This is a genomic window from Ruegeria sp. R14_0 (assembly GCF_017743975.1).
Classification (GTDB): Bacteria; Pseudomonadota; Alphaproteobacteria; order Rhodobacterales; family Rhodobacteraceae; genus Ruegeria.
The window spans coordinates 575,676-601,687 of sequence record NZ_JAGHRC010000001.1; the positions used below are offsets into that span (position 1 = coordinate 575,676).

The window sequence follows — 26,012 nt, forward strand, 5'->3', positions numbered from 1 at the left end:
AGGCCGGAAAACCGGAGGAAAGACGGAAAATGGAAAAACCCTTTGGGGTCCCCGATATGGGGCCAGCGACGACACAGATGCTGCGCGAGGCGCTGCACCGGGCATGGGCTGACTTTCGACGCGCCCCTTTGTTTGGCCTGCTGTTCGGCGGGTTTTATGTGCTGGCGGGCTGGGCCATGGCTTGGGTAACGCTGCAGACGCAGACCTCGTATTGGCTGGTGCTGGCGACTATCGGATTTCCGCTGCTGGGGCCATTTGCGGCCGTGGGGCTGTATGAAGTATCACACCGGTTAGAGCAGGGGGAACCGCTTGATTTCGGATCAATTTTCGGGGTGGTGGTGCAGCAAAGCCGCCGTCAGTTGCCCTCGATCTGTGCGATCATCGTGGTGATCTTCTTGTTCTGGTTCTTCCTGGGTCACATGATTTTTGCGCTGTTCATGGGGCTGTCGACGATGACCAACGTTTCAACGTCGCTCGAGGTGTTTCTGACGCCGAACGGCTTGACCATGCTGGTTGTTGGCAGCGTCGTCGGGGCCCTGTTCGCCATTCTCTTGTTCATGATTACCGTGCTTTCGATCCCAATGCTGCTGGATCGGGAACTGGATTTTGTGACCGCCATGATCGCCAGTTTCAGCTATGTTCAGTCAAACCCCAAGGTGATGTTGGGGTGGGGGCTTTTTGTGGCCGTTCTGACATTTTTGGCTATGATACCGTGGTTTCTGGGTCTGCTGATCGTGCTGCCTTTGCTGGGACACGCCAGTTGGCACCTGTATCGTCAGATCACGCTGGCCGGTGCCGGGCAAAGCGATAAGGCTGCTTAGGCTGCGCTTTGCTCAAAGCGCTTGGCGGCGCGCGCCGCAGGCAAGGCGGCTTTGGGTTCGGTACCCAGATAATTCAGCGTGAGCCGGCGCATGGTGGTCGCCTGCGCATTGGTCTTGGACAGGCAGATCGCAACCCCGCGCCAGCGTTCAGCGTTTTCCTCCGCGCCCCGTGTCACAAGGTAGATACGGCTGTTCTGCGCAGCCCGGCTGGACATCAGGATATAAATCTGTTTGCCGGCGCAGGCCGCGATCCCCTGAACTTCGCGTCGTGACGGATGCGACTGTTCCGCGCCGTTGCCCGGTTCGTAGCTGCGCACCAGTGTGCATTGCGGCAAACGCCGGGCGTGGATCAGCCGGTGCCGAGCCGAGGGCGCGCCGTCCAATCCTGTTTCCGTCACATAGTAAAACCCTGCCGGCAGCAGATTTTCGGTCAGCGTCGATGGGCCAGAGCCCAAAAATTCGGTCAGTGCCGATGCGGCCGGGTGAATCGGAGGAAGCTCGATCTCGTCCAGAGGCCGCAGCAGTATGCGCGCATCGACCTCGAAGAACCGGCACATGCGATCCAGAACATCGGGGCGAGGAAAGCTCTCGCCTGACAGGTATCTGTTGAACTGAGTTCTGTTGATTCCCAGTTGACGGCACAGTTCGGACACCGAGGAGTACTGCCGCGACAACTGTCGCAGATTTGCGCCAAACATCCTGCGCAATTCATCAGGACTGCGGGTAGAATTGATCATTTCTGTCCCAGGTTCCAGAGTATCATTCACAAGCGCGACGCAGCTGACCTTCTTCGGTCGTTCATGCGTTCCAAAATCGTACTGATGACCCTAGCGGACGCATCCCAACGCCACACTACCCCATCAAAGCTAGCGAAGGGGCAGCTAAACGCAACAGGCTTTATGTCGATTTGTATGATCTTTTGGGGCGGTCATGCTCATTGGCAACATACCGCTGTATTGCCCCAGCACTCCTGAGAGGGTGCCTCGCCCCGACAAAGGGACGAGGCCATGATATCAGTCTCCGCGCAAAAGCGCAGCGACACCTGTGCGTGCGACCTCAACCAGCCCCAGCGGGCGCATCAGGTCGGCAAAGGCGTCGATCTTGTCCGGTGCACCGGTGATCTCGAAGATGAATGAGTTCAACGTGCTGTCGACAACACTGGCGCGGAAGATATCGGCAAGACGCAGAGCTTCAACGCGTTTGTCACCTTCGCCGACCACCTTGATAATGGCCAGTTCGCGCTCGACCGAGGGGCCTTCGACAGTCAGGTCGTGCACTTCATGCACAGGGACGATGCGCCCAAGCTGCGCCTTAATCTGTTCGATCACCTGCGGCGTGCCCTTGGTGACGATGGTGATGCGGCTGAGGTGTCCGGTATGGTCCACCTCGGCGACGGTCAGGCTTTCGATGTTGTAACCACGACCCGAGAACAGCCCGATGACACGCGCCAGGACGCCCGGTTCGTTTTCGACCAGAACCGCAATCGTATGCTGCTCCTGCACGTCCGAGAAGGTGGGGCGTAGGTTATAGGCAGAGTGGCGCGTCGCGCCTTTTTTGATATGTAGGGCAGACATTTATGTCCCTTTCATCATCTTGAAATGGCCGGGCACCATAGCGCCCGGCAGCACTCGACGAACATTGTTAAACCAGAACCGAACCTTTGGAGTCGATCACGCCCTGCGTCTCGGCCTCGCCCAGCAGCATTTCGTTATGCGCCTTGCCCGAGGGGATCATGGGGAAGCAGTTTTCATGCTTTTCGACCAGACAATCAAAGATCACCGGACCGTCATAGTTGATCATCTCCATGATCGCGTCATCCAGATCGGCCGGGTCGGAACACAGGATGCCCTTCGCGCCAAACGCTTCGGCGAGCTTGACGAAATCGGGCAGCGCCTCGGACCAACTGTGCGAGTACCGCTCACCATGCAGCAGTTCCTGCCACTGTCGGACCATGCCCAGGCGCTCGTTGTTCAGGATGAATTGTTTCACCGGCAGGCGATACTGAACGGCGGTGCCCATTTCCTGCATGTTCATCAGCCAAGACGCCTCACCCGCCACGTTGATGACCAGCGCATCCGGATGAGCCATCTGCACGCCGATCGAGGCCGGGAAGCCATAGCCCATGGTGCCCAGACCGCCCGAGGTCATCCAGCGGTTTGGATCTTCGAACCCCAGATACTGCGCCGCCCACATCTGGTGCTGACCAACCTCGGTCGTGATATAGCGGTCGTGCTTTTTGGTCAGTTCCTCAAGGCGTTGCAGCGCGTATTGCGGCTTGATCGCCTTTTCACTGTTGGTGAACGCCAGACAGTTAACCTTGCGCCAGTCATTGATCTGCGCCTGCCATTCAGCAACCGCCGGCGCGTTGGTCTTGCGACCGCGCGCTTTCCAGACCTTGAGGATGTCCTCAAGCACATGGGCAACGTCGCCGACAATCGGGATATCCACACGGATCACCTTGTTGATCGAGGACGGGTCGATATCGATATGGGCCTTTTTTGAATTGGGCGAGAACGCGTCGATCCGGCCGGTGATCCGGTCATCAAAACGTGCGCCGATATTGATCATCAGGTCACAGTCATGCATCGCCAGATTGGCCTCATACAGACCATGCATCCCCAGCATGCCCAGCCAGTTCTTGCCGGACGCCGGATAAGCACCCAGCCCCATCAGGGTCGAGGTGATCGGGAAGCCGGTCGAATCCACCAACTCGCGCAGCAACTGGCTGGCCGCCGGGCCAGAGTTGATGACGCCGCCGCCTGTATAGAAAACCGGCTTTTTGGCGGTTTCCATCGCTGCAACAAGCTCGGTGATCTCTTCCAGATCACCTTTCAGAACCGGCTGATAATGCGAGGTCGACGGTTTGGGTGCGTTGTATTCGCCCGAGGCAAACTGAACATCCTTCGGGATGTCGATCAGCACCGGACCGGGGCGGCCCGAGGTGGCGACGTGGAATGCCTCATGCATGGTCTCGGCCAGCGAGTCCGTGTCCTTCACCAGCCAGTTATGCTTGGTGCAGGGGCGGGTGATGCCAACGGTGTCGGCCTCTTGAAACGCGTCCGAGCCAATCATGAAGGTCGGAACCTGACCGGTCAGAACAACGATCGGGATCGAATCCAACAGCGCGTCCGTCAGGCCGGTTACCGCGTTGGTCGCGCCGGGACCGGATGTCACCAGGGCAACGCCGGGTTTGCCGGTCGAGCGGGCATACCCTTCGGCCGCGTGAACCGCGCCCTGTTCGTGCCGCACCAGAATGTGGCGAATGTCGTTTTGCAGAAAAATCTCATCATAGATCGGTAGCACAGCACCGCCGGGGTATCCGAATACCGTGTCCACGCCCTGATCCTTAAGGGCCTGAACCACCATCTTTGCGCCGGTCATCTCACGTGTCATCTGCTTTGCTCCGTTCGCGACATGTGTGTCTTGCGTTATGCCAAAAAAAAGCCCCCGAGTTTTTTCGGAGGCGCATGGGTTCGATTATGGTTTACCGTTACCGGCCCATGCGCGTGTTTCCTACGATTACGACTAGCGTTCTCATCGCCAGAGGCTCCTTCTTTGCGTGGTGGGGACATTATGACCGAGGGAAAGGGGCGTCAACAGTCAATTGCACCAATTTTCTAACCCGAGGGGTGAATTTTGCGACATTTTATTGCGCGGATTGACGCATGTGGGGAACAAATGGGAAATACTGCCCTTTCTCCTTGCTGATTGCCGTTCCCGGGGCGGTCAAAAAGCGGCATCGCAATGTCCAAAACAAGCATGATGCAGGCATCCGACTGAGGCACCCTGAGCTTGACCGAACAGGTGAGGGAGGCCGAGGATGATCCACGATCTGATTGATCTAGGACGTTATCCAATCGATTGCCCGGGCTCGCGCGCGTACGATCAGTTGATCGCTGACCTGCGGCGAGAGTTAGATAAGGACGGCTGTGCTGTCCTGCCCGGATTTGTTCACGTCGACGGTCTGACGCAGCTTTTGGCCGAGGCGGACGCGGTGGCGGGGCAGGCGCACCGGTCGTTCAATCGAACCAACGCCTATTTCTCGCAGGACAATCCCGAATTGGAGCGCAATCACCCGGTGCGGCGGTTCTTTGACAGGTCGAATGCCTTTGTGCCCGCGGACAACTTTCGGAAGGCTGGCCCGCTGCGCCGGATCTATGAATTCGAGGGGTTCCTGCCGTTCATTCGCGCCGCGCTGGATGAGCCGGAAGATCGGTTCTTTCGATATGATGACCCTCTGGCGGATGTGATCATCAATCTGGTCGAGGATGGACAGGGCTTTCCCTGGCACTTTGACACCAACAATTTCACCGTGACGCTGGCCATCCAGAATGGCGAGGAGGGCGGGGCCTTTGAATACGTCCCGAACCTGCGCAGCAGTGAGGATGAGAATTTTGCCTCGGTCGCGTCGGTGCTTGATGGAAACCGGGCCCGCGTTCGGACGTTGGAGTTGCAGCCGGGAGACTTGCAGATCTTCAAGGGGCGCTATTCCCTGCACCGTGTTGCCCCGGTCAAAGGCGCGCGCAGACGATATGTGGGTATTTTCTCTTTCGTCGAGGCCCAAGGGATGTGCGGCGGGGTTGAGAGGACGAAACAACTCTATGGACGAGTTTTGCCACACCACCACGCCCGCGCCGGCCTGCGCAAGGATGAGTTGTTGGATTGAGCGGTTTCGGAGTAGGACTGAAAGCAGGGTTCGAAGTCGGAGGGTCTAATGCCGGAACTGCTGCAACTCACCCCGTTTGTCTTGTGTTCGTCATTGCAAAAACAGATTGATTTCTATTGCGACCGGCTGGGATTTACCTGCGGATTTCGACAGGACAATTACGCCTTTCTGAAACGCGGCAGGGTTGCCATCCGATTGCTGGAGTGTCCGCCGCGCGACGATGGCCGGCCATTGGGCGACAACCAGTCGTTTTACATCGACGTGGACGGGATTGATGACCTTTTCGACACCATGAAAGCCGGGCTGGCCGACTTGCCGGAAGGACGGGTGCGCCCGCCTTTTGATCAGCCCTACATGCAGCGCGAGTTTCATGTTCTGGACGAAGACGGGACGCTGGTGTTTTTTGGCGAGGACATCCGGCCCAGATAACAGTGCCTCCCGCCCATCGTCGACGCGCCTGCGGCGCATCTCCTCTGGTTGGGCCCGGCAGCGCGTGCCGCGCTGCGGTTGCGCGGGGTCAGAAGCCGGGGCTAGTGCCTTGCAGCACGCCGTGTTCCAGCGCATAGCGGGTCAGGCCAGCGGTGGAGGATATACCGAGCTTGCGCTTAATGTTCTTGCGGTGCGTCTCAACGGTCCGGACCGAGATATCCAGCGCCGCGGCCACCTCTTTGTTTGATTTGCCCTGGGCCAGTTCCAGAAGGATTGTCTGCTCGCGCCCGGTCAGCGCCTCACGGGCGCTGTCGCCTTTGGGCTGCAGTGATCCGCTGGCCCCGGTGCACAGGTATTGTTCGCCGCGCATCACCGCGTCGATGGCCTGTTTGATCTCATCCGTGGGGACGTCTTTGAGCACATATCCCTTTGCCCCGTGGCTCAGCGCGGTCGAGATATATTCCGGGCTGTCATGCATGGACAGGATCAGGATGCGCGTCTGGGGCAGACGTTCCAGAATGATCTCGGTGGCGCTGAGGCCGCCAAGACCGGGCATGTTCAGGTCCATCAGGATCACATCGGGCATCAGGTCAGTTGCCTGATCGACAGCCTCTTGCCCGCTGCCCAGCGTTCCAACCACCGTGATCTCATCATAACTTTCAAGGATCGATTGGATCCCTTCGGCGACCATCGGATGGTCATCTACGATAAGAACCCGGGTCGTCTGATCGCTCATGTACCGGCCTTTCGGTTCAAAGTTGCGTCTTCCTGCGGTGGCAGCAAGTGGCTGAGGGGCAGGCTGACCTCGATCACTGTGCCGCTGCGTGGGGCGCGTGATGACAGAATGCGCAATGACCCGTCAAGTTGTTCGATGCGTTCCTGCATGTTGCGCAGACCAATACCGGGGTTTGCGGGATCAGGTGTAGGGCGCAAGCCGCGGCCATTGTCGGTGATCCGCATTGTCGCACCCTTCTTATGGCCGCGCAGGTCGATTGTAACACGGGTCGCGCCAGAGTGGCGTTCAATATTGGTAAGCGCCTCTTGTGCAATACGGTAGAGGGCGATCTTGCTGTCCTGGTCCAGCCGGTTGCGGAAAACGACGGTCGAGAACTCGGTTTCGATCCCGGTGCGTTCGCAAAAATCGTCTGTCAGGGCCTTTAGGGCAGGGCCGAGGCCGAGATCGTCCAGAACGCCGGGGCGCAGGTCGCGGCTGATGCGGCGAACTTCGGTGATGGCGTTGCCCAAAGTGTCGATCCCTTTGTCCAGCGGCTCGCGCGCGCCTTCGTCGTCGCCGCGCGACAGGCGGCGGCGCGCATTGTCCAGCGTATAGCGCACGCCGACCAGAATCTGGCTGATCCCGTCATGCAACTCGCGAGCCACGCGGCCACGTTCTTCTTCCTGGGCGTCGAAAACCCTCTGTGTCAGCTCTTTGAGCTTGGCATCGGCCAAGCGCCGTTCGCGGACGTTCAACAACATGCCAGAGGCGAAAACGACCAGCACGGCCGCCAGAACAATCCCGCCGATGTAAGAGAATGTGCGCTGCACGCGTGCCTCAACCTCGGCCCGTGCGGTGGCAACAGTGGCGACGATGTCGTCAATAAAAACCCCGGTTCCGACGACCCAACGCCAGTCCTGCAGGCCGACCACATAGGCGATCATCTGCGCCTCTTCCCCGGTCGAGGGCTTTTGCCACATGAAACTGTGCCACCCGGCCCCTTGACGGGCAAGGCTGATGAATTCGTCGACAACAGGGGTGCCGTCGCTATCAGTCAGACCTTCCCAGTTGCGGTTGATGAACTCGGTCTGACGCGGGCTGACAAGGTTGTTGCCGTCATAGTCATAAACAAAAAAGAAGCCGTCCTTGCCGTAGATCATCGCCGACAGGATCTGCGTTACTAGGTTCTGAGCAATTTCGTCATCCGGCGACGCGCGCCCGTAGATATAGGCAAATCCGTTGCGTGCCTGCGTGACGTAGTTCTTCAGCTCTTCCTTCTTGGCCTCGATCAGACGTCGTTCCAGCGCCTGAATTTCGCGTTCGGCCGTAGCGCGGGATTCCTGAGCGACAAAAAACGCGATCGCAGCCACAGCCACAACCAGCGGAATCGCTGCAACAAGCGACAGTTTCTGCCCATAGGTCAGCGAGATCAGATTACGGAATCCCCTCATAGCCGAATCGATACGCAAGCGGGCGGGAAAATGCAAAATTTTTGGGTCAACAGGCATGGTTTCGGGGCGGCAGGCGCAGGTTTTCTTTGACTTTGCCATGGTTTGAACCCCGGAAAACCGCAAAAACCCCGCCGCCTACGTAGTACTAGGTATTCACATTCACATCCCTGTCATTAGGCTGTCGCGCACTGAAAACGACTGCGCCCGGCATTCGCCCGGGCATTGAATATGTAGGGGAGGAACACTCATATGGATCGTCGTTCATTTTTGAAAACATCTGCTCTGGGCGGCTCGGCAGCTGCGGCCACCACGCTGGCGGCACCGGCCTATGCGCAGGGCAAGCGCACGCTGACCATGGTTACATCCTGGGGTCGCGGCCTGGCAGGTGTTTTCGACAGCGCGCAGCGTTGTGCCGACAGCATCACCACCATGTCGGACGGCAACCTGACCGTTGACATCAAGGCTGCCGGTGAACTGGTTGGCGCGTTCGAAGTGTTTGACGCGGTCTCGTCGGGTCAGGCCGACATGTACCACGCGGCAGACTACTACTTCGTCGGTCAGCACCCGGGCTATGCCTTCTTCACCGCTGTTCCGTTCGGCATGACCGCGCAGGAACTGGTGAACTGGTACTACCACGACGGCGGCATGGAGCTGCATGACGAACTGGGTCAGATCTTTGGCCTGAAGTCGTTCCTGGCCGGTAACACCGGTGCACAGGCAGGTGGCTGGTACTCGAAAGAGATCAACGGCCCCGAAGACTTCCAGGGTCTGAAATTCCGTATGCCGGGCCTTGGTGGTCAGGCACTGGGCAAACTGGGCGCATCCGTTCAGAACATCCCGGGTTCGGAAGTGTATCAGGCGCTGTCCTCGGGTGCGATCGACGGCACCGAGTGGATCGGCCCCTGGGCGGACGAAAAGGCTGGTTTCCAGGAAATCACCAAGACCTACTACACCGCAGGCTTCCACGAGCCGGGCGCGGGTCTGTCGCTGGCGACCAACCGCGAAGTCTTTGATAGCCTGACACCTGCTCAGCAGAAGATCATCGAGATCGCCGCAGCCGAAGCGCACCAGTGGAACCTGGCGCAATTCCTGGCCAACAACGGTGCAGCCCTGCAGCGTCTGCAGTCGGGTGGCGTCAAGGTCATGGAATTCCCGGACAGCGTCTGGGATGCCTTTGGTCAGGCCAGCCAGGAAGTTCTGGACGAAAACATGGGCGACGAGCTGTTCAAAAAGATCCACGACAGCGCAATGACGTCGATGGCCGCATCGTCGGCATGGAACAACCTGTCGTCGGGTGTCTACACCTCGCAGCGCGACCGCGTCCGCGGTTAAACGTTTTCCGAACGTTCAAATGGTTTCCCCGTCAAGGCGGGGGAACCTTTCGCTGTTGCGTATGCGCGGATCCATCAAACCGCTATAGTCAGCAGTGCAACTGATACGACCTGGGGACAACATGCAGGACGAAAACGGTATCTCGTTCTTCGGCGCCCTGTGGAATGGACTTATCTGGTTCATTCAGAACATTGCCGAAGCCTTCTATAATTTCGGGTATGCGATCACGCATCCGCAGCTCTGGCTCAACTGGTCGGACAAAGAAGCCATCATGCGCTTTGTCTATTATGGTGGCTCGGTCGAGTTCTTCTTTGTGGTCTTTGCCATCTTTTTGGTTGTGACCGCCATCGGGCTCTATCATCGGAGTTTCATGTGGGGCGTCGTGCGTGGCCTTGAAGGTTTCGCAAACACAACCGGTCGGTTCTTTGCCTGGGCCGGTCTGCTGATGGTGATCCAGCAGATCATCATCGTGTTCATGCAGCGTGTGTTTACCCGTCCGGATATGTCCTTTGGACTTGGCATCCCGTTTCAGATGGATATCAGCTGGTTTGCTGAAGAGCTGAAGTTGTACAATGCCATGGTTGTCTGCCTGTGCTGTACCTACACATTCGTGCAGGGCGGTCATGTGCGGGTTGACCTGATCTATGCCGGCATCAGCCATCGCGCCAAGCGCGTGGTCGACATGCTGGGCGCGGTTCTGTTCATGATGCCGATGGCGGTGCTGACCTGGATGTATGGCTGGTACTTTATGTGGCGCCACCTGATCGTGCCGAAACCCTCGGCCAGTGACACGCTGGATCGTCTGGTTATGAAGTCTCGCGCGCTGCGCTGGAACGTCGAAACCATCGGGTTCAGCCCCAACGGGTTCAACGCCTATTTCCTGTTCAAGATCTTGCTGGTGGCCTTTGCAGGCATGGTGTTCCTGCACGCCATTGCGTTCCTGTACCGCTCGTATCTGGAATATGTGGAAGGGCCGGACAGCGTTGGAAAATACCTCGACAAGGACAGCCTTGGCGAGGGTGAAGAAGCCTACGAAGGCGCACATTAGGGACGGAGACCCAGACTATGTTATTCGGACTTGATGGCGTCGAGATAGGCCTCATTATCGTATTCTTCTGCCTTTTCGGAGGCATCCTATCCGGCTTTCCGGTGGCCTTTGCCATCGGCGGCGCGGGTGTCATTTCCTTCGGTATCATCGCCGCACTGGACAGCGCCGGACTGCTGATCCACCAGGCCATTGACACCGGATCGGCCGCTTATCGGGACCTGGTGAATTCCGGGGTCAAACCGGACACGGTGTCGGTGTTCCGATACCCGGATTTGCCAAGGATAGGCGAGCCGGTATTCCCCGCAGGCTGGGAAACCGCGTTGGACCGCAACGTTTCGTTCATCGTGAACCGTATGAACGAACGCGTTCTGGCCGGACAATCCATCGAAACCCTGCTGGCCGTGTTGATGTTCGTTCTGATGGGCATCACGCTCGAGCGGTCCAAGATCGCCAATGATCTGCTGACCACAATGGCACGCGTCTTTGGCCCGCTGCCGGGTGGTCTGGCCGTGTCGATCGTGGTTGTGGGTGCATTCCTTGCGGCCTCGACCGGCATCGTTGGCGCGACGGTTGTGACCATGGGTCTGCTGGCCCTGCCGACCATGCTGCGCAACAACTACTCGCCCGAGCTGGCAACGGGTGTGATTGCCGCATCGGGGACGTTGGGGCAGATCATTCCGCCCTCCATCGTGATCGTTCTGTTGGGCACGCTGGCAGGGGATCTGTACTCGACGGCTCAGGAAACCCGTGCTCAGGACGCCGGATGTACCGACGCGCTGACCTATCTGGGTGAGCCTGCGGTGGTCTCGGTCGGGACGCTGTTCCAGGCGGCTTTGCTGCCAGGGATCATGTTGGCCTTACTCTATGCGCTTTATGCCTTTGGTTATGCCTTGCTGAACCCTGAAAAAGCACCGGCGGTTGAGATCTCGGGCGGCGGCGGTGAACCGATCACACGCGGCGAAGGTCTGACATGGTTGCTGGGTGCACCTGTTGCTCTGATCGTGGGCACAATCATGCTGGGCAGTGTTGGGGTGATTGGCAGCCAAAACATCAACGTGTCGGCCTTCTCGGACGTTGGTGAAGGCGCGTCGCTGCGCACCAACGTGTCCGCAGAATGTCAGGCGTCGATGATCGAGCTGCATGGGCAATCGGCCTGGGATCAGGCAGTTGCCGAGCAAGAGGCGATTGACGCCGCAGGCGGTGTCGCCAATGCCGAGCGTTTGAGCGAAGAAGAACTGGCCGCAGCGCGCGACGCCAAGGTCGCCGCGGCCGCGCCGATTGGTACCGGTGTCGCGGTCATGGTTGTTCTGCTGGGGCTGACACTGGTTCTGGCGCGCGGCATTACGCCGTCCAAGCCGACACAGCCGTTGATTGTTGGGGCGATTGGCCTGCTGCTGATGCTTTTGGTCGATGTCCTGTTCATCGCGCCGACAACGTCTTCGGGCTTGACCTTTGTCCTGTTGGCGGTGCCGTTCGCCTTGGCAATGTATGGCTGCAAGGAAGCGGCAGCCCGATGCGCTACGAACGATCTGATCCGGGTGGTGTTCCCGCCGCTGGTTCTGATTATCGCGGTGTTGGGCTCGATCCTGGGTGGTGTGACCAACCCGACACCGGCGGCAGCGCTGGGTGCGGGTGGTGCGATCATGCTGGCGGCGTATCGCAAGCTGCAGGATCAGGGGCGTTCGGGCAAAGTGATCATCTGGTCGACCTTTGCCGTGATCATCGCGTTGTTGATGGGCGTCAACTTTGACCTGCGTATCAATCAGGGCAGCGTCAGCTTTGAGACCTGGGTGGCGTTTATCGTCGCATACGGTGCCTATCTGTTCGCGCTGTTCGGGCTGATTTATGGGTGCTGGGTCTTGTTCTCCAGCGGTGTTCTGACGCCGGTGGTGCGTGAGACGGCCAAGGTGACCTCGATGGTGTTTACCATCCTGATCGGGTCGCAGTTGCTGAACCTTGTTGTGATCTCATTCGGCGGTGAGCACTATATCCAGCAATTCCTGCGCAGCTTTGACAACGAGTTCACGGTCTTCCTGATCGTGATGCTGGTGCTGTTCATTCTGGGCTTTGTGCTGGATTTCCTTGAGATCATCTACATCGTGATCCCCATCGTGGGGCCTGTGATCTATGGCGGGTCGTTCGATCCGAAATGGGTGACGATCATGGTCGCGGTGAACTTGCAGACGTCGTTCCTGACGCCGCCGTTTGGGTTTGCGTTGTTCTACCTCAGGGGCGTTGCGCCGAAAGAGGTCACAACGGGCCATATCTACCGAGGGATCATTCCGTTTGTGGTCATCCAGGTGGTTGGGATTGCGATCCTGTGGTTCTTCCCGACGATTGTCACCATCGTTCCGGATTTGATCCCGAACTGATCTGGTAAGTGTCATCAAATTGAAAAGGGGGCCTTTTGAGGCCCCCTTTGCTTTGAGTGCTTTGGAAAAGGGGCGCTGCCCCTTCTTGGCCTGTGGCCAATTCATCCCCGGGATATTTTGGGCCAGATGAAGTGCGGATCAGGTGAACTGGATCAGGTCCCAGCGATTGCCGAACGGGTCGCGCCAGACGGCGACCGTGCCATAAGGTTCGTGACGCGGGTCTTCTTCGAAATGGACGCCGGCGGTGGTCATTGCGTTGTGATCGCGGTCGAAATCATCCGTTTTCAGGAAAAAGCCCACGCGGCCGCCGGTCTGGTTTCCGATGGCGGCGGATTGATCGGGCCCGTCGGCTTTGGCCAACAACAGCGAGGCGTCGCCTGCGCCCGGAGGCGCAACCCGGACCCAGCGCTTTCCCTCCCCGAGGTCAATGTCCTGTAGCAGGGTGAAGTTGAGCGTTTTGGTATAAAACGCGATCGCGTCATCGTAGTCCGGCACCACCAGGGTGACGGCAAACAAACTTTGGTTCATGGACTATCAGCCTTTGGTGGGGTGGCGGTCGGGCAGTTGGATGCTGGCCACCTGTTCCGCGATGGGCGCGGTGGAGAGCGGGTGGTGGCTGGAATCCGTCAGATCCAATGGGTTTTTCACCCGGACCCATTCACCCTGATAGTAGGCCTCGAGCCCGGAGAAGCGGGCTTTGTAGCCCATTTTCGGGCTGCCCGGCACCCAATAGCCAAGATAGACGTAGGGCAATCCGGCTTCACGCGCGATATCGATGTGATCGAGGATCATATACGTGCCCAGCGAGCTTTGGGGTTGCTGGGGGTCGTAGAAAGAATAGACCATGCTGAGCCCGTCATCGAGAACGTCCGTGAGGCTGACGCCGATCAGGCCTCCGGTCTCGGGGTCGGCATATTCTACGACGCGACTGCGGATCGGGGTTTCCTCGATCATCGCGGCGAATTCAAAGACGTCCATATCCGCCATGCCGCCGTCTGCGTGACGGGTGTCGAGGTAGCGGCGGAACAGTTCGTATTGTTCGTCTGTGGCCCAGGGCGAGTTTGCCCGGCGCTGTAGGTAAGCGTTGCGCTTTGCCGCGCGTCTTTGGCTTTTGCTGGGACGAAAGGCCGAGACGTCGATTCGGGCTGAAAGGCAGGCCGCGCAATCCGAACAGGATGGGCGGTACAGCACGTTCTGCGAACGGCGAAACCCCTGTTGCGACAGCGAATTGTTCAGCTGGTCTGCGCCTTCGCCCTGTAAAGCAGTGAACAGCTTGCGCTCCATCCGGCCCTCAAGATAGGGGCAAGGCTGTGGTGCCGTCACATAGAACTGTGGCGCGATTGGCAGCGTGTGTCGCATGAACGTCTCGTGTCTCCTGGGACCGGATGATAGCAACCGATCCCGGAGCCGCCAAGTGATTCACGCTGTTGAATTTTTTACGCGCGCTGGTTGATCATGACCGTTCCAAGGAACGCATCGGTAAGGCCCTGGCCGCGTGCGCTGGTCAGCATCATGATGACCGAGATCACTTGGATGACGGGGAAGGCCATGGAGACAAAATAGCCTGCCGTGTGGGCGATTGCTTTGCCGAAATCCATCCGCGATCCGAACGCATCGCGCAGTTCGATTCCCATGAAGCGCATGCCCAAGGTGGCCGAGCCGCTTGAGATGGTCACGACGCGATAGACAAAGCTGACAACGGCATAGATCAGGGCCAGAACGAAAAAGCCCAGACCAAAGGTCAACAGGATCGCGACTGTACACAGCAATGAAATAAAGGCGATGTCGAACAACCAGGCAATAAACCGTTTGGTTGCGACGGACTGGTAGAACTCAGGCTGTCTGTCTGGGTCGGGCAGGTGGGTCATTCGATGCTTTCCGGGTGAGATTGTTGGTCACCCTGTCCCGAAATCCGGGACAGGGCAAGGATGGCTTAGGCGCGTTCGCCGTTTTCTGGCTCATCGGTGTTTTCACGGGCGCGTTCGTCCATGAACTGGTCGAACTCGGCCTTGTCCTTGGCTTCACGCAGGCGGCGCAGGAAGGCCTCAAAGTCCTGTTGCTCGCGCTCAAGGCGGGCCAGGGTGTCGGCCTTGTAGGCGTCAAAAGCGCTGTTGCCCGAGGGTTTCATCGCGCTCATGTGGCTGTGCCAGGACTTGCGGCGGCTGCAGGATTTGCTGAACATGCGTTTGCTCCAGATCATATAGGCCAGAAGAGCCAGGCCGACGGGCCAGAAGAAGATAAAACCAAGGACCATGGCGGCGATCCAGGCCCCTTTGCCCTTGTCATCCATCCAGGCTTCGGCACGGTAGAGCCATCCCGGATTTTCAGGGACGGCGTGGTCGGACAATGCGGTCATTTGGGTTCTCCGGGTTTGATGTAAATTGCGTTCACATTGTCTAGATGGGAACTGAAGCGACGGTTGCAAGGGGGCAATGTGAAAATGATTTACATTTTGCGTTTTTTGAGGCGTTGACCTCGCATTGGAACAGGCGCACTTTCCGCCTATGCAATATGAAGAAAACACGTCCCCTCCGACGATTGATGAGATTTTAAGCTTGGAAAAACAGGTCTGGGCAGCACTTGTGGACGGCAATGCCGCTGCTGATCGGGCCTTGCTGAGTGCGGATTTTCTGGGGGTATACCCCACCGGGTTTGCCAACCGGGACGACCATGTGGGGCAGTTTGCTGACGCGCCCACCATGTCAAACTATGAACTCAGCGATACGCGCTTACGGGTGCTGACCCCTGACATCGTTCTTTTGACGTATCGGGCTGACTACCAGAGACCGGGTGCCCAAGATTGGGAGGCGATGCTGATTTCGTCCCTGTGGGAACGGCGACATGACGTGTGGGTGAACAGTTTCAGCCAGGATACTCCGATGGAAAAAGCATGAGCGGGCCTCTTTCCATTCAGCGGCTGCCCCGTGCCTTCGATCCGGCGCTCGGCGATGAGGCGCGAACAGCGGTCGGCGGTATTACCTCCGAACAGGGAGAGTTGATCGCTGGCGCGGCAGGATCCAGTCCCTATTTGAAAAGTTTGATTGACCGAGAGAAGGAGTGGTTGGCCTCGGCTCTGCAGCAGCCCGACGATGCGCTGGCTGACGTCCTACAAGCGGCGCGGGATCTGCCGCCGGATCAATTGAAGCCGGGATTGCGGCTGGCCAAACGGCGCATGGCGTTGTTGACCGCTCTGGCAGATCTGGCTGGTGCGTGGCCATTGGAAAAGGTGACTGCGGCGCTGACGGATTTCGGCGCTCTGGCTGCGGATGTGGCGGCCAAGGCCGAAATCGCCACCCTGATCCGGCGTGGTAAACTGCCGGGGATGGGGCCGGAGGATGTCGAAACCGCCGCCGGGATGATCATCCTGGCGATGGGCAAGATGGGCGCGCATGAGCTGAACTACAGCTCGGATATCGACTTGATTGTCTTGTTCGATGAGACGCGCTTTGATCCGGATGACTTTTACGACGCGCGGCACGGTATGGTGCGAGCGACGCGGAATTTCTGCGCCACGCTCAGCGATAAGACGGCGGACGGGTACGTGTTCCGGACCGATCTCCGCTTGCGCCCCGATCCAGCCGTAACGCCGGTGTGCATGGCGGCTGAGGCGGCCGAGCGGTACTATGAAAGTCTGGGGCGCACTTGGGAACGTGCGGCCTATATCAAAGCGCGCCCCTGCGCAGGGGATATCGAGGCGGGTGAGCGGTTTCTGGACACGCTGCGCCCCTTTGTCTGGCGGCGGCATCTGGATTTTGCGGCCATTCAGGACGCTCACGACATGCGGCTGCGTATTCGTGAGAACAAGGGAACGGGTGGTGCGCTGACCATTCCGGGCCATGACATGAAACTGGGGCAGGGCGGCATTCGTGAGATCGAGTTCTTTACCCAGACCCGTCAGTTGATTGCCGGCGGCCGCGACCCTGACCTGCGTGTGCGTGGAACGGTGCCGGGATTGGCGGCACTGGCCGAAAAGGGATGGGTTCCGCAGGACGTCGCCGAAAAGCTGACCGATCATTACCGCGCCCATCGCGAGGTCGAGCACCGCATACAGATGGTCCACGACGCCCAGACTCACAAGGTGCCGCAATCGCCGGATGGGATTGAACGCGTCGCCTGCCTGATGGGCATCGACGCGACCCAACTGACCGACGACCTGACCCGCCGCCTGACAGAAGTGCACGAACTGACCGAGGGGTTTTTCGCCCCGGGCGCCTCGGCTCCGACGGGGGGTCCAGCTGTGGAATTCGACCAAAAGATTATGGCTCGCTGGACGACATACCCCGCCTTGCGCTCGCAACGCGGCGCGCGGATATTCGAACGCCTCAAGCCGGAATTGCTGTCGCGCCTTGCCAAGACCGCCCAACCGGACGAGGCGCTGCGTGCGCTGGACGGCTTTCTGTCCGGCTTGCCCGCAGGGGTACAGCTGTTTTCCCTGTTCGAGGCCAACCCCCATCTGATCGACCTGCTGATCGACATCGTCGGCACGTCTCACGCTCTGGCCGCGCACTTGTCGCGCAATGCCTCGGTGTTTGACGCGGTGATCGGCGGCAGTTTCTTCTCTGATTGGCCGGGGCAGGCCGCATTGCAGGCAGATTTGGATGAGGCGCTGTCACAAGAAACCGACTACGAAAGCCAGTTGGATTTGGCCCGCCGCTGGTGCAAGGAATGGCACTTTCGCGTCGGGGTCCACCACCTGCGCGGCCTGATCGACGGCGAACGGGCCGGTCAGCAATATGCAGAACTGGCCAGCGCGGTGATTGCCGCCATCCTGCCGCGTGTGTCTGATCAGTTTGCCCTGAAACACGGTCCTGCTCCGGGACGTGGTGCAACCGTGCTGGGCATGGGGTCACTTGGGGCCGGGCGGATCAACTCGCAATCCGATCTGGATATGATCGTGATTTACGACCCATTGGATCAGGAGATGTCGGACGGACCACGCCCTTTGGCCACGCGCACTTACTACGCGCGCTTCACACAGGCGCTGATCACGGCACTGTCTGCGCCCATGTCGCAGGGGCGGCTCTACGAGGTCGATATGCGCTTGCGCCCCTCTGGCAATCAGGGGCCCGTTGCGACCAGCTGGGCGAGCTTTACCAACTATCAGCAAAACGAGGCTTGGGTGTGGGAGCATCTCGCCCTGACGCGGGCCCGCGTGGTTGCGGGTGAGGCCAGCCTGGCCACTGATATTGAGGCATTCCGCGAGAGTTTCCTGTCTCAGCCCCGGGACCATCACAAAGTGCTGCGCGAAGTTGCCGAGATGCGGGCGCGTCTGGCTGCTGCCAAGTCTCCGGCCGGGATTTGGGACGCCAAGAACGGCCCCGGCCGAATGATGGACATCGAACTTATCGCCGAAACCGGCGCTCTGCTGTCCGGTAATCCGCAGCGCGATGTCCATTCCGGCCTGGACGGTGCCGTCGCTGCCGGGTTGCTCGACGTCGCGCAGGCACAAACCCTAAAGGCGTGTTATGACCTATGCTGGTCCGTGCAATGCGCCGCGCGCCTGTTGTCCGGCAAGGTCATCGAAGCCGACAAGATCGGCGAGGGTGGGTCGGCCTTCCTGTGTCGTGCCACAGGCTTTGAACAGGTCGAACAACTGCAGGGCGCGCTGCAGGAGAGTTACGACACAGCTGCCCAGATCATCGGCAGCGTGATCAAGGGGAAAGATGATGGCGCAGAGTAAAGATCCAAACGATCACAAGGGGTTGATCCGCGAAGCTTATCGGATCGACGGGATCACTCTGCCCGAGTGCCGCAGTATCTTTTTGGATTGGGCGCTGAGCCTGCCACCCGAACGGGATCAGGCGCAGGCGTTGGTTGACCTTCACACCGCGTATTCTCAGCAAGCGGCTGATCATCCGATGACCCAGGTGCTGGCCGAAGGGCTGCAATCCGCCAAAGCACCCAAACGCCGGGGCGGTTGGCGCTCGCGCGACCGCTAGGGCTTTTCCCTCGGGGCGTTCGCGACTATGAGGGCGTCATGACCCAATCTGCCGACCGTCCCCGTATCCGCCTGAAACCCAAAGCCAATGCGCGCGGCCTGCGCCATGGGTTTCCCTGGGTTTATGCCAACGACATCGTCACCGACCGGCGGACCCGCAAAATCCCTGCAGGGGCGCTGGCGGTGCTGGAAGACGACAAACGCGCGCCGATTGCTTTGGTCGCCGTGAACCCCGAGTCCAAGATCATGTGCCGTGTGCTGGACCGTGATCTGGACGCGCAACTGGATGCAGCTTGGTTCGAGACCCGCCTGCGCCGAGCGCTTGAGATGCGCGAGCGTCTGTTCGACGCGCCATACTACCGCCTGATCCACGCCGAGGCGGACGGCTTTCCGGGCGTCATCATCGACCGATTCGGTGATGCCTGCGTGATCCAGCCCAACGCAGCCTGGGCCGAGGCGCACCTGGACAAGCTGACCGACGCGCTGGTTGCTGTGACCGGAGTGACAACCGTTCTGAAAAACGCATCGGGCCGAACCCGTGGGCTTGAAGGGCTGGATGACGAGAGTGTCACCCTACGCGGCACAGCGCCGGACGCACCGCTTTCCGTGCCCATGAACGGGGCAACCTATATGGCTGACCTGACAGGGGGGCAGAAAACCGGTCTGTTCTACGACCAACGCCCCAATCACGCCTTTGCAGCGCGGCTGGTCCAACCGGGTGCGCATGTTCTGGACGTCTTCAGCCATGTGGGCGGTTTCGGACTGGCCATGCTGGCGGGCGGCGCGGGGCAGGCGCTGTCGGTCGACGGCTCGGACGCTGCATTGGCGCTTGCGACAGAGGGCGCAGAGGCCTCTGGTTTCGCGGACAAGTTCCAAACCCGCCAAGGCGATGCGTTCGACGTTCTGACCCAGCTTGGCCAAGAGGGCGCACAGTTCGACTTGGTCATCTGCGACCCGCCAGCCTTTGCGCCCTCAAAACAGGCGCTGGACGCGGGCCTGCGCGCCTATGAACGGATCGCACGCCTAGCCGCACCGCTGGTCAAACCAGGCGGCTATCTGGGTCTGTGTTCCTGTTCGCATGCGGCAGATCTTGGTCGGTTCCGGGATGCATCCTCGCGCGGGATCGGTCGCGCCGGACGACAGGCGCAATTGATCCACACCGGGTTCGCCGGGCCCGACCACCCGCAATTGCCGCAACTGGCAGAAAGCGGATACCTCAAAGCCGTGTTCTACCGTCTGTGAAGGCGGTTCTGGATACCTGCGTCATCTATCCCACGGTGATGCGAGAGATGCTGCTGGGCACAGCCAAACTGGGCCATTTCACGCCCGTTTGGTCCGCGCGCATCCTCGAAGAATGGGCCCGGGCCGCGCGCAAGCTTGGCCCCGCGGGCGAGGCGCAGGCCCGTGCCGAAATCGCGCTGGCCCAAGCCAATTGGCCAAAGGCACAGCACCCAGCAGCTGAAAATCTGGAACAGCGCCTCTGGTTGCCGGACAGCGCTGATATTCATGTTCTGGCAACAGCGGTCGCGTCGTCCGCTGACATGATCGTCACTGTTAACGCCAAGGATTTCCCCAAGAATATTCTGGCCGAAGAAGGGCTGGATCGTCGCGACCCCGACAGCCTGCTGCATGGGTTTTGGCAATCCGACCCAGAGGGCATGAGCGACACAGCAAACCGTGTCCTGACCGAGGCCAACCGCCTGTCAGGCGATCATTGGACGCTGCGTGCGCTGATGAAAAAAGCCCGCCTCCCACGTCTTGGCAAAGCGCTGTCTGCATAAGCGGGATCCAACTTCATCTGGCTAAAAATATTCCGGAGAGCGCGAGAGGCTGGCCTCTCGCTGCGCAGACATCAGCCACGGCTCCAACGCTGCTCAAGCGCTTCCAACGCCGCAATCCGTTCATCGGTTTTGGGATGGCTCATCAGCCATGCGGGCACAACGCCAGCGCGCTGCTCGGTCAGGTCTTCCAGCTTGTGAAACAGCGACTTCTGAGGCCCGATCCCAATCCCGGCTTTGGTTAGCAAGGCAGCGGCATACTCATCGGCCTCGTACTCATCGCCACGTGACAGGCGCGACGCCAGCAGATGTGTCAGCATATTCGCGATCCACGCGCCGATGAACGGAATGAAACGGTTCATCAACATCATCAATGCCGTCCGCAAGGCGTTCTGGCCCGAAAAATCGATCATCCTGCGCCGCGCATGCCCCAGCGCCACATGCCCCAATTCGTGTGCGATCACGCTGGCCATCTCCTCGGCCGAGACCTCGCCGCTGCGAAACTTGCGATAAAAACCCCGCGTGATGAAAATACGCCCATCCGGGGCTGCCAGGCCGTTCACCGGGTCAATCTCGTAGATATAAACCGGCACTCGATCTATCCCAAGCGCAGCCGCCAAACGGTCGGTCATCCGCTTCAGGTCAGGGTCGGCCAGTTCGGTGGATTTCTCATCCAGTTCCCGATGGGTGCGCCAGACAGAGATCCGGTACATCACGACGGCATAGGCGATGGCCAGCAGAATAGGTGTCAGGCGAAGCATAGTCTAAATATGGTTCCGGGCAGGGGGATAGGCAACCGGGCCTGACAATTTGTGACCTACGGTCCCAATCCTGCCAAACTTCACGCATAGAGTGAATTTAGTTTCGCATTTTCAACAAGGTTTGACATGAAGAACATCTCATTTCGCGCATTTAAATTCGGGCTGCGGGCACAGGGAAAATACGCAATTCTGGTCTCTGCGTTGCTGCTGGCCGGTTTGATCAACGGGCTACCTGAGGGGCACAGCATCGGTTATCCGGTGGTCTGCTTGATACTAGCGGCCTTTTGCGGAATTGTTATGGGAATACCGCGGTTTACCCCGTCCTGGTTGTCCGATCCCAAAGGCATTCTGAGGGGCGGTTGTGTCTTCATCCTGTCCAGCGTGGTGCTTATTCTCTATATCGTTGTCGGCATGCTGTCCGTTGTGGTTTGGGAAATCCCAGAGCCGCTTTCCAGATCTCTGGCGATGTTGGCCTGTTTGCCGACAGTTTTGTTCACGAACATATTCGGATGGTCCGCGCTGATCTACGGCATCCTGCCGGACCCGGATCAACCCGGTCCCCGAGCGCGCTCTGCCGCACCACCCGCGACTGAGCCTGCTGCTGATGTTGATCTGCGCAATCTGCGCCATTCCCGAATGAGCCGCTGAACTGATCGCCGCGCAGGCGCCGGTCTCGTCTGCGCGGCCCTACCTCACAGCGATCAATATGTCGTCACAGTGTGAAACACTGGGGCCGTCAGCCTTGCCGCATAGGGGGCCGCGCAATAGCTTTGTGTTATGTGGTCTTCTGCCGATATCCGCCCGGCCTACAGCCGCGCAGAGCGCATCAGTGATGGTGTGGTGCATGTGATCGGAATCGCAGCGGCAATCATCGCCGTCCCGTGCCTGATCGCGCTGACGGCCCAATACCGGACGGAACCCGCTGTGGTTTTAGGGGCCTCGGTTTATGGGTTTACGCTGCTTTTGATGCTGTCCTTCTCGGCGCTGTACAACATGGTGGAGTCCGACAGGTGGGGATACCTGTTGCAGCGGCTCGATCATTCAGGAATTTACGTCAAAATTGCAGGCACTTACACGCCTTTCATCATGCTTTCCGGAGCGCCCGCGACGGGCCTTTTGATCGGTCTTTGGTCGTCAGCAACGCTTGGATCAGTTCTGAAGATGATCGACCCGCATCGGTTCCGCTGGATCGGCTTGGCGCTGTACGTGTTGATGGGTTGGGCTGCCGTTTGGGCGGGGCATTCGCTGCTGGCTGATCTGTCGCAACCCGTCGTGGTGCTGATGATCACGGGTGGTATCGTCTACACAGCGGGTATTGCTTTCTATCTGTCGGACTGGCTGCCGTTCCACAACACGATCTGGCATGTCTTCGTTTTGACCGGCAGTGTGTTGTTTTTCCTTGCGGTTTCGTTCCGCATCGCCTGGGCGCCGGTCCTACAGATCTAAGCCTCAGCGGGTCAGTTCGCGCATACCTTGTTCCAGCCCGGCCAGCGTCATCGGAACCATGCGGTCCTCGAAAATCTCGCGGATCATGCTGATGGAATGGGTGTATTCCCAGTATTTTTCAGGCACCGGGTTGATCCACAGGTTCGACGTCCACTGTTCGCGCGCGCGCTGCAGCCAGACCTGACCGGCCTCTTGGTTCCAGTGCTCATTCGCGCCGCCGGGGTAGGCGATCTCATAAGGGCTCATCGAGGCGTCGCCGACGAAGATACACTTATAGTCCGGTCCATATGTATGCAGCACCTCGTGGGTAGAGGTCTGCTGATCCCAGCGGCGGACGTTGTCGCGCCAGACGCCTTCATACAGGCAGTTGTGAAAGTAGTAGTATTCCAAATGCTTGAATTCGGTCCGTGCGGCCGAAAAAAGCTCTTCCACGACCTTGATATGCGGGTCCATTGATCCGCCGACATCCAGAAACAGCAGCACTTTGACCGCGTTGTGGCGTTCGGGACGTGTTTTGACATCCAGATAGCCGTGTTCTGCGGTGGCGCGGATGGTACCATCCAGATCAAGCTCATCCGCCGCGCCCTCGCGTGCCCAGCGGCGCAGGCGCTTCAGCGCCACTTTGATGTTGCGCGTCCCAAGCTCAACGGTGTCGTCCAAGTTCTTGAATTCACGCTTGTCCCAGACCTTGACCGCGCGCTGATGGCGGCTTTCCTTCTGGCCAATCCGAACACCTTCAGGGTTGTAGCCATAAGCCCCGAACGGAGACGTTCCCGCAGTACCAATCCACTTGTTGCCGCCCTGGTGGCGACCTTCCTGATCCTTGAGACGCTCGCGCAGCGTTTCCATAAGCTTGTCAAAGCCGCCCATGGCTTCGATCTCGGCCTTTTCCTCGTCAGACAGGTGTTTTTCGGCCATCTTCGCCAGCCATTCGGCGGGTATGTCGACAGCTTCGAGCACTTGGTCGAAGCTGATCTCTTCCAGACCTTTGAAACTGGCGGCAAAAGCCTGATCGAACTTATCAATATTGCGTTCGTCCTTCACCATCGACACACGGGCGAGGTAATAGAACGCCTCGACATCATAGGTGGCCAGGCCCTTTTTCATCCCTTCCAGAAAGGTCAGGTACTCGCGCAGCGAGACCGGGATTCCTGCTTTGCGGAGGTTCTCAAAAAAGGGCAGAAACATCGCTTATACCACCAGTCGAACAAGGATGAGCGACAGGATGAGGCCAACAAGCGCAAAGGCGATGCCGTACCCTGCCGCGTATTGGGCCATATCCGCGCCGCTGCCATTGCGTTTGCGTGCCGCCAGCGCCCCCAGGATTGCCCCCAGAATTGCCATTCCCAATACTACGACCATGCGTTACCCGCCTCTGTTGTTGGTGGTCGGAGCTTCGGCAACTTCCTGCATCAGCGACCGTACCACGACGTCCGAGCCAAAGCCGTATCGCGCCCATGCCAGACTGTCCAGCCTGACGGAACGTGCCTGTTTCGAACGTCCGGCCTGATTTAGCGCTTCGGATTTCAACAGCAACAGCGTCGCCAGTTGCGAGGCATTTTCGGCCCGTGTCATGACTGCGATTGCCCGGTCCAGTTCGGGTAGAATGTCAGGCCCTTTTCCCTGCGCCAGCGCAAAGGCTGCCGTTTGCGTCGTCACATAGGCCTGATGGATATCCGTGCCCGGTGTTGCGCGCAGATATTGCATGGCGATCTGGTATTGCTGCAGTGCTTCTTGCGGGTCGTCGAACTGTGCCATGCGGCCAAGGATATAGTGCGGGTAAGCGCGGCGGTGGTCTGTCCAGCCTTGTTCTTTCCCGATCTGCGCCGCCCGTTGCGCCGCTCTCTTTCGGGTGCGCGCGCTGGATCGTGAACCCAGTGATTTCTGGACCGCGTTGATCCATTCGCGCGGCGTGGCCGCGACCTCTTGCGCGGGCAGTGCATCACCGCGTGGGTTCAACCTGCTGAGGATGCCTGGCAAAACGGCCTGCACCTGTTCGCGGGTCATGCCGCTGCGCAGTTGCGGAGAATACGCCGTGCGCAGGATCAGCATGTCGAAGCCGGTCAGAATGGTGTGGATATTGTCGTCATTGAAAACGGAGTCCGGCAGGCGGTACAGGTCGTTCAGCGGCCCCAGCGCTTGTGCCAGTTCCTCGTGCAGGCAGTCGCGCTTTTCCTGCGGGCTGGCATCATAGGGGATGAAAATTCCCAGACGTTCGCGACTGCGCAGCGCAGTCCAGCTGCTTTTGCGTTTGCGGCGATCCTTGCGGTATTCCTCAAAGCTCGAGGCGTTGGGCACCACGAAACAGGCCGCTTGCGGCAGAATGCGCTGGATCTGCTCCTGGCTGACGGCTTGGATCGTGATGTTGGCCTGTTGGTCTGCGGGGATCTGTTTGATGTCGATCCCGGCTTCGCGTTGCAGGCGACCCAAAAGGTGCGTCAGATCACGCTGCATCGACTGTGTCGGCGTTCCGGTCAGACGCACAGTGATTGGCGTTTCGAACCGTGTAAAGACGGGCAGGGTGGTCCCGCCCTCAAGCGCGAAGTGCAGCGAAATGAAATCCGCCGCGATGTTCTTGTTTGATCGGGCAGGAGCCACGGGGCGCGTGGCCGAGAACGACTTGGTCGGGGGCAACTGCGCCTCGATCGCTCGGACGCGGGTCTGCGGCTCGGGCGGTTGAACCGAGGTGCACCCGGCCACGGCCAAGCCAAACAGAAACGCGGTCCAGCGGATCATGGGCGCTGATACCGAATAAACGGTGTTTGCTTGCCTATGCGGTCATACAGCTTGCGCGCTGTGTGGTTGAAATCCTGCGTCAGCCAATAGACCGAGGGCGCACCCTGCCGGTCCCCCTCGTCATATACCGCCTGGATCAGGGCCCGGCCGACACCTGTGCCGCGGGCTTCGGGCCGGGCGTACAGGTCTTGCAGGTAGCAGACACTTTCCTCTTTCCAGGCATGACGATGAAACAGATAGTGGGTCAGCCCCACCAACTGGCCATCCGCTTCGGCCACAAAACACGAGAAATCGTTGGGATCATCCCCCAGCAAACGCGCGAAGGTGTTGTCATAGGTCTGATCTGGCACCGTGGTTTCGTAGAAGGCCAGATAATCGCACCACATCTCGGCCCATTGGGCGCGGTCTGAGGGCTGCAGTGCTCGGATCGTGAGGGTGTCAGGCAAGCGGTGGCTCCTTAGTCGTCGGGTCGGAATGCCCGACAACGCCGGACCGCCCTGTCGCCAATGCTGACACCCG

At 59.3% G+C, this 26,012-nt stretch carries 27 protein-coding genes; 13 read left to right on the forward strand and 14 right to left on the reverse strand.

Annotation, left to right across the window (positions count from 1 at the left end; translation table 11 throughout):
• The first annotated feature begins 29 nt into the window (after nt 1–29).
• Entirely contained in the window at nt 30–821 is a 792-nt protein-coding gene (locus J7416_RS02835) for a DUF2189 domain-containing protein (protein WP_209222860.1), read from the forward strand.
• Here the strand turns inward: J7416_RS02835 and J7416_RS02840 are convergent.
• The 3 genes from J7416_RS02840 to J7416_RS02850 form a co-directional block, all read right to left on the reverse strand.
• Entirely contained in the window at nt 818–1,558 is a 741-nt protein-coding gene (locus J7416_RS02840; RefSeq protein WP_209222862.1) for a helix-turn-helix transcriptional regulator, read from the reverse strand. The genes J7416_RS02835 and J7416_RS02840 overlap by 4 nt on opposite strands.
• Nucleotides 1,559–1,834: 276 nt before the next feature.
• A complete protein-coding gene (gene ilvN / locus J7416_RS02845) occupies nt 1,835–2,395 on the reverse strand; it encodes an acetolactate synthase small subunit (RefSeq protein WP_170427893.1) in 561 nt (186 codons plus the stop codon).
• 67 nt (nt 2,396–2,462) lie between these two features.
• Entirely contained in the window at nt 2,463–4,214 is a 1,752-nt protein-coding gene (locus J7416_RS02850; RefSeq protein WP_209222864.1) for an acetolactate synthase 3 large subunit, read from the reverse strand.
• A gap of 427 nt (nt 4,215–4,641) precedes the next feature.
• Between J7416_RS02850 and J7416_RS02855 the strand changes: the two genes are divergently transcribed.
• Nucleotides 4,642–5,487: a 2OG-Fe(II) oxygenase gene (locus J7416_RS02855; protein ID WP_209222866.1), complete on the forward strand. Its 846-nt coding sequence runs from the start codon at nt 4,642–4,644 to the stop codon at nt 5,485–5,487.
• A 48-nt stretch (nt 5,488–5,535) separates the two neighbouring features.
• Nucleotides 5,536–5,916: a VOC family protein gene (locus J7416_RS02860; protein ID WP_209222868.1), complete on the forward strand. Its 381-nt coding sequence runs from the start codon at nt 5,536–5,538 to the stop codon at nt 5,914–5,916.
• Between the two features lie 88 nt (nt 5,917–6,004).
• On the opposite strand, the gene J7416_RS02865 is transcribed toward J7416_RS02860, so the two are convergent.
• The gene (locus J7416_RS02865) at nt 6,005–6,652 is read right to left on the reverse strand and encodes a response regulator transcription factor (protein WP_209222870.1); all 648 of its coding nucleotides are present in this window, start codon (nt 6,650–6,652) and stop codon (nt 6,005–6,007) included.
• On the reverse strand, nt 6,649–8,082 hold the full coding sequence (locus J7416_RS02870) for a cache domain-containing protein (RefSeq protein ID WP_209222872.1): 1,434 nt from the start codon (nt 8,080–8,082) through the stop codon (nt 6,649–6,651). The genes J7416_RS02865 and J7416_RS02870 overlap by 4 nt, the downstream gene beginning before the upstream one ends.
• Before the next feature lie 249 nt (nt 8,083–8,331).
• Here J7416_RS02870 and dctP point away from each other — a divergent pair, with 249 nt between their 5' ends.
• The 3 genes from dctP to J7416_RS02885 all read left to right on the forward strand — a co-directional run bounded on the left by dctP (nt 8,332) and on the right by J7416_RS02885 (nt 12,834).
• Nucleotides 8,332–9,414 carry a TRAP transporter substrate-binding protein DctP gene (gene dctP, locus J7416_RS02875; protein WP_209222874.1) on the forward strand — a complete coding sequence of 361 codons (1,083 nt, stop codon included), beginning with the start codon at nt 8,332–8,334 and terminating at the stop codon, nt 9,412–9,414.
• Between the two features lie 121 nt (nt 9,415–9,535).
• Nucleotides 9,536–10,462: a TRAP transporter small permease subunit gene (locus J7416_RS02880; protein ID WP_209222876.1), complete on the forward strand. Its 927-nt coding sequence runs from the start codon at nt 9,536–9,538 to the stop codon at nt 10,460–10,462.
• 17 nt (nt 10,463–10,479) lie between these two features.
• Complete coding sequence (locus tag J7416_RS02885) at nt 10,480–12,834, forward strand: TRAP transporter large permease subunit (RefSeq protein WP_209222878.1); 2,355 nt, start codon at nt 10,480–10,482, stop codon at nt 12,832–12,834.
• Between the two features lie 138 nt (nt 12,835–12,972).
• On the opposite strand, the gene J7416_RS02890 is transcribed toward J7416_RS02885, so the two are convergent.
• The 4 genes from J7416_RS02890 to J7416_RS02905 form a co-directional block, all read right to left on the reverse strand.
• On the reverse strand, nt 12,973–13,362 hold the full coding sequence (locus J7416_RS02890; RefSeq protein ID WP_209222880.1) for a VOC family protein: 390 nt from the start codon (nt 13,360–13,362) through the stop codon (nt 12,973–12,975).
• Nucleotides 13,363–13,368: 6 nt separating this feature from the next.
• Nucleotides 13,369–14,193: an arginyltransferase gene (locus tag J7416_RS02895; RefSeq protein ID WP_209222882.1), complete on the reverse strand. Its 825-nt coding sequence runs from the start codon at nt 14,191–14,193 to the stop codon at nt 13,369–13,371.
• Nucleotides 14,194–14,270: 77 nt separating this feature from the next.
• Nucleotides 14,271–14,702 (reverse strand): RDD family protein, encoded by a 432-nt coding sequence (locus J7416_RS02900; RefSeq protein ID WP_209222884.1) that lies wholly within the window; start codon nt 14,700–14,702, stop codon nt 14,271–14,273.
• A 65-nt stretch (nt 14,703–14,767) separates the two neighbouring features.
• Nucleotides 14,768–15,190 carry a DUF2852 domain-containing protein gene (locus tag J7416_RS02905; RefSeq protein ID WP_209222886.1) on the reverse strand — a complete coding sequence of 141 codons (423 nt, stop codon included), beginning with the start codon at nt 15,188–15,190 and terminating at the stop codon, nt 14,768–14,770.
• A 148-nt stretch (nt 15,191–15,338) separates the two neighbouring features.
• On the opposite strand from J7416_RS02905, the gene J7416_RS02910 reads away from it, so the two are divergent.
• Genes J7416_RS02910 through J7416_RS02930 form a run of 5 tightly spaced genes read left to right on the forward strand, consistent with a single transcriptional unit; the run spans nt 15,339 to nt 20,553 of the window.
• Nucleotides 15,339–15,728: a nuclear transport factor 2 family protein gene (locus tag J7416_RS02910; RefSeq protein ID WP_209222887.1), complete on the forward strand. Its 390-nt coding sequence runs from the start codon at nt 15,339–15,341 to the stop codon at nt 15,726–15,728.
• A complete protein-coding gene (locus tag J7416_RS02915) occupies nt 15,725–18,514 on the forward strand; it encodes a glutamine-synthetase adenylyltransferase (protein ID WP_209222889.1) in 2,790 nt (929 codons plus the stop codon). Before J7416_RS02910 ends, J7416_RS02915 begins: the two co-directional genes overlap by 4 nt.
• Nucleotides 18,501–18,773, forward strand: coding sequence for a hypothetical protein (locus tag J7416_RS02920; protein WP_209222891.1), 273 nt, complete (start codon nt 18,501–18,503; stop codon nt 18,771–18,773). Before J7416_RS02915 ends, J7416_RS02920 begins: the two co-directional genes overlap by 14 nt.
• A gap of 38 nt (nt 18,774–18,811) precedes the next feature.
• Nucleotides 18,812–20,014, forward strand: a complete 1,203-nt coding sequence (locus J7416_RS02925; RefSeq protein ID WP_209222893.1) for a class I SAM-dependent rRNA methyltransferase — start codon at nt 18,812–18,814, stop codon at nt 20,012–20,014.
• Nucleotides 20,011–20,553 (forward strand): PIN domain-containing protein, encoded by a 543-nt coding sequence (locus tag J7416_RS02930; RefSeq protein WP_209222896.1) that lies wholly within the window; start codon nt 20,011–20,013, stop codon nt 20,551–20,553. Before J7416_RS02925 ends, J7416_RS02930 begins: the two co-directional genes overlap by 4 nt.
• Before the next feature lie 71 nt (nt 20,554–20,624).
• Here J7416_RS02930 and J7416_RS02935 read toward each other — a convergent pair whose 3' ends face one another.
• A complete protein-coding gene (locus J7416_RS02935) occupies nt 20,625–21,311 on the reverse strand; it encodes a M48 family metallopeptidase (protein WP_209222898.1) in 687 nt (228 codons plus the stop codon).
• Nucleotides 21,312–21,437: 126 nt separating this feature from the next.
• Between J7416_RS02935 and J7416_RS02940 the strand changes: the two genes are divergently transcribed.
• The gene (locus J7416_RS02940; protein ID WP_209222900.1) at nt 21,438–21,959 is read left to right on the forward strand and encodes a hypothetical protein; all 522 of its coding nucleotides are present in this window, start codon (nt 21,438–21,440) and stop codon (nt 21,957–21,959) included.
• A 129-nt stretch (nt 21,960–22,088) separates the two neighbouring features.
• Nucleotides 22,089–22,757, forward strand: a complete 669-nt coding sequence (locus tag J7416_RS02945; protein ID WP_209222902.1) for a hemolysin III family protein — start codon at nt 22,089–22,091, stop codon at nt 22,755–22,757.
• Between the two features lie 3 nt (nt 22,758–22,760).
• On the opposite strand, the gene J7416_RS02950 is transcribed toward J7416_RS02945, so the two are convergent.
• The 4 genes from J7416_RS02950 to J7416_RS02965 are packed head-to-tail and all read right to left on the reverse strand — an operon-like array spanning nt 22,761 to nt 25,939.
• A complete protein-coding gene (locus J7416_RS02950) occupies nt 22,761–23,945 on the reverse strand; it encodes a VWA domain-containing protein (protein ID WP_209222904.1) in 1,185 nt (394 codons plus the stop codon).
• 3 nt (nt 23,946–23,948) lie between these two features.
• Complete coding sequence (locus J7416_RS02955; RefSeq protein ID WP_209222906.1) at nt 23,949–24,119, reverse strand: hypothetical protein; 171 nt, start codon at nt 24,117–24,119, stop codon at nt 23,949–23,951.
• A gap of 3 nt (nt 24,120–24,122) precedes the next feature.
• Complete coding sequence (locus J7416_RS02960) at nt 24,123–25,493, reverse strand: DUF2927 domain-containing protein (protein ID WP_209222908.1); 1,371 nt, start codon at nt 25,491–25,493, stop codon at nt 24,123–24,125.
• Nucleotides 25,490–25,939 carry a GNAT family N-acetyltransferase gene (locus J7416_RS02965; RefSeq protein ID WP_348540243.1) on the reverse strand — a complete coding sequence of 150 codons (450 nt, stop codon included), beginning with the start codon at nt 25,937–25,939 and terminating at the stop codon, nt 25,490–25,492. Before J7416_RS02965 ends, J7416_RS02960 begins: the two co-directional genes overlap by 4 nt.
• Nucleotides 25,940–26,012 lie beyond the last annotated feature (73 nt).

Excerpts from the sequence above, each read along its gene's own strand:
- J7416_RS02835 (WP_209222860.1), top strand. The coding sequence starts at position 30 with ATGGAAAAACCCTTTGGGGTCCCCGATATGGGGCCAGCGACGACACAG.
- J7416_RS02840 (WP_209222862.1), bottom strand. The coding sequence starts at position 1,558 with ATGATCAATTCTACCCGCAGTCCTGATGAATTGCGCAGGATGTTTGGC.
- ilvN (WP_170427893.1), bottom strand. The coding sequence starts at position 2,395 with ATGTCTGCCCTACATATCAAAAAAGGCGCGACGCGCCACTCTGCCTAT.
- J7416_RS02850 (WP_209222864.1), bottom strand. The coding sequence starts at position 4,214 with ATGACACGTGAGATGACCGGCGCAAAGATGGTGGTTCAGGCCCTTAAG.
- J7416_RS02855 (WP_209222866.1), top strand. The coding sequence starts at position 4,642 with ATGATCCACGATCTGATTGATCTAGGACGTTATCCAATCGATTGCCCG.
- J7416_RS02860 (WP_209222868.1), top strand. The coding sequence starts at position 5,536 with ATGCCGGAACTGCTGCAACTCACCCCGTTTGTCTTGTGTTCGTCATTG.
- J7416_RS02865 (WP_209222870.1), bottom strand. The coding sequence starts at position 6,652 with ATGAGCGATCAGACGACCCGGGTTCTTATCGTAGATGACCATCCGATG.
- J7416_RS02870 (WP_209222872.1), bottom strand. The coding sequence starts at position 8,082 with ATGAGGGGATTCCGTAATCTGATCTCGCTGACCTATGGGCAGAAACTG.
- dctP (WP_209222874.1), top strand. The coding sequence starts at position 8,332 with ATGGATCGTCGTTCATTTTTGAAAACATCTGCTCTGGGCGGCTCGGCA.
- J7416_RS02880 (WP_209222876.1), top strand. The coding sequence starts at position 9,536 with ATGCAGGACGAAAACGGTATCTCGTTCTTCGGCGCCCTGTGGAATGGA.
- J7416_RS02885 (WP_209222878.1), top strand. The coding sequence starts at position 10,480 with ATGTTATTCGGACTTGATGGCGTCGAGATAGGCCTCATTATCGTATTC.
- J7416_RS02890 (WP_209222880.1), bottom strand. The coding sequence starts at position 13,362 with ATGAACCAAAGTTTGTTTGCCGTCACCCTGGTGGTGCCGGACTACGAT.
- J7416_RS02895 (WP_209222882.1), bottom strand. The coding sequence starts at position 14,193 with ATGCGACACACGCTGCCAATCGCGCCACAGTTCTATGTGACGGCACCA.
- J7416_RS02900 (WP_209222884.1), bottom strand. The coding sequence starts at position 14,702 with ATGACCCACCTGCCCGACCCAGACAGACAGCCTGAGTTCTACCAGTCC.
- J7416_RS02905 (WP_209222886.1), bottom strand. The coding sequence starts at position 15,190 with ATGACCGCATTGTCCGACCACGCCGTCCCTGAAAATCCGGGATGGCTC.
- J7416_RS02910 (WP_209222887.1), top strand. The coding sequence starts at position 15,339 with ATGCAATATGAAGAAAACACGTCCCCTCCGACGATTGATGAGATTTTA.
- J7416_RS02915 (WP_209222889.1), top strand. The coding sequence starts at position 15,725 with ATGAGCGGGCCTCTTTCCATTCAGCGGCTGCCCCGTGCCTTCGATCCG.
- J7416_RS02920 (WP_209222891.1), top strand. The coding sequence starts at position 18,501 with ATGGCGCAGAGTAAAGATCCAAACGATCACAAGGGGTTGATCCGCGAA.
- J7416_RS02925 (WP_209222893.1), top strand. The coding sequence starts at position 18,812 with ATGACCCAATCTGCCGACCGTCCCCGTATCCGCCTGAAACCCAAAGCC.
- J7416_RS02935 (WP_209222898.1), bottom strand. The coding sequence starts at position 21,311 with ATGCTTCGCCTGACACCTATTCTGCTGGCCATCGCCTATGCCGTCGTG.
- J7416_RS02940 (WP_209222900.1), top strand. The coding sequence starts at position 21,438 with ATGAAGAACATCTCATTTCGCGCATTTAAATTCGGGCTGCGGGCACAG.
- J7416_RS02945 (WP_209222902.1), top strand. The coding sequence starts at position 22,089 with ATGTGGTCTTCTGCCGATATCCGCCCGGCCTACAGCCGCGCAGAGCGC.
- J7416_RS02950 (WP_209222904.1), bottom strand. The coding sequence starts at position 23,945 with ATGTTTCTGCCCTTTTTTGAGAACCTCCGCAAAGCAGGAATCCCGGTC.
- J7416_RS02955 (WP_209222906.1), bottom strand. The coding sequence starts at position 24,119 with ATGGTCGTAGTATTGGGAATGGCAATTCTGGGGGCAATCCTGGGGGCG.
- J7416_RS02960 (WP_209222908.1), bottom strand. The coding sequence starts at position 25,493 with ATGATCCGCTGGACCGCGTTTCTGTTTGGCTTGGCCGTGGCCGGGTGC.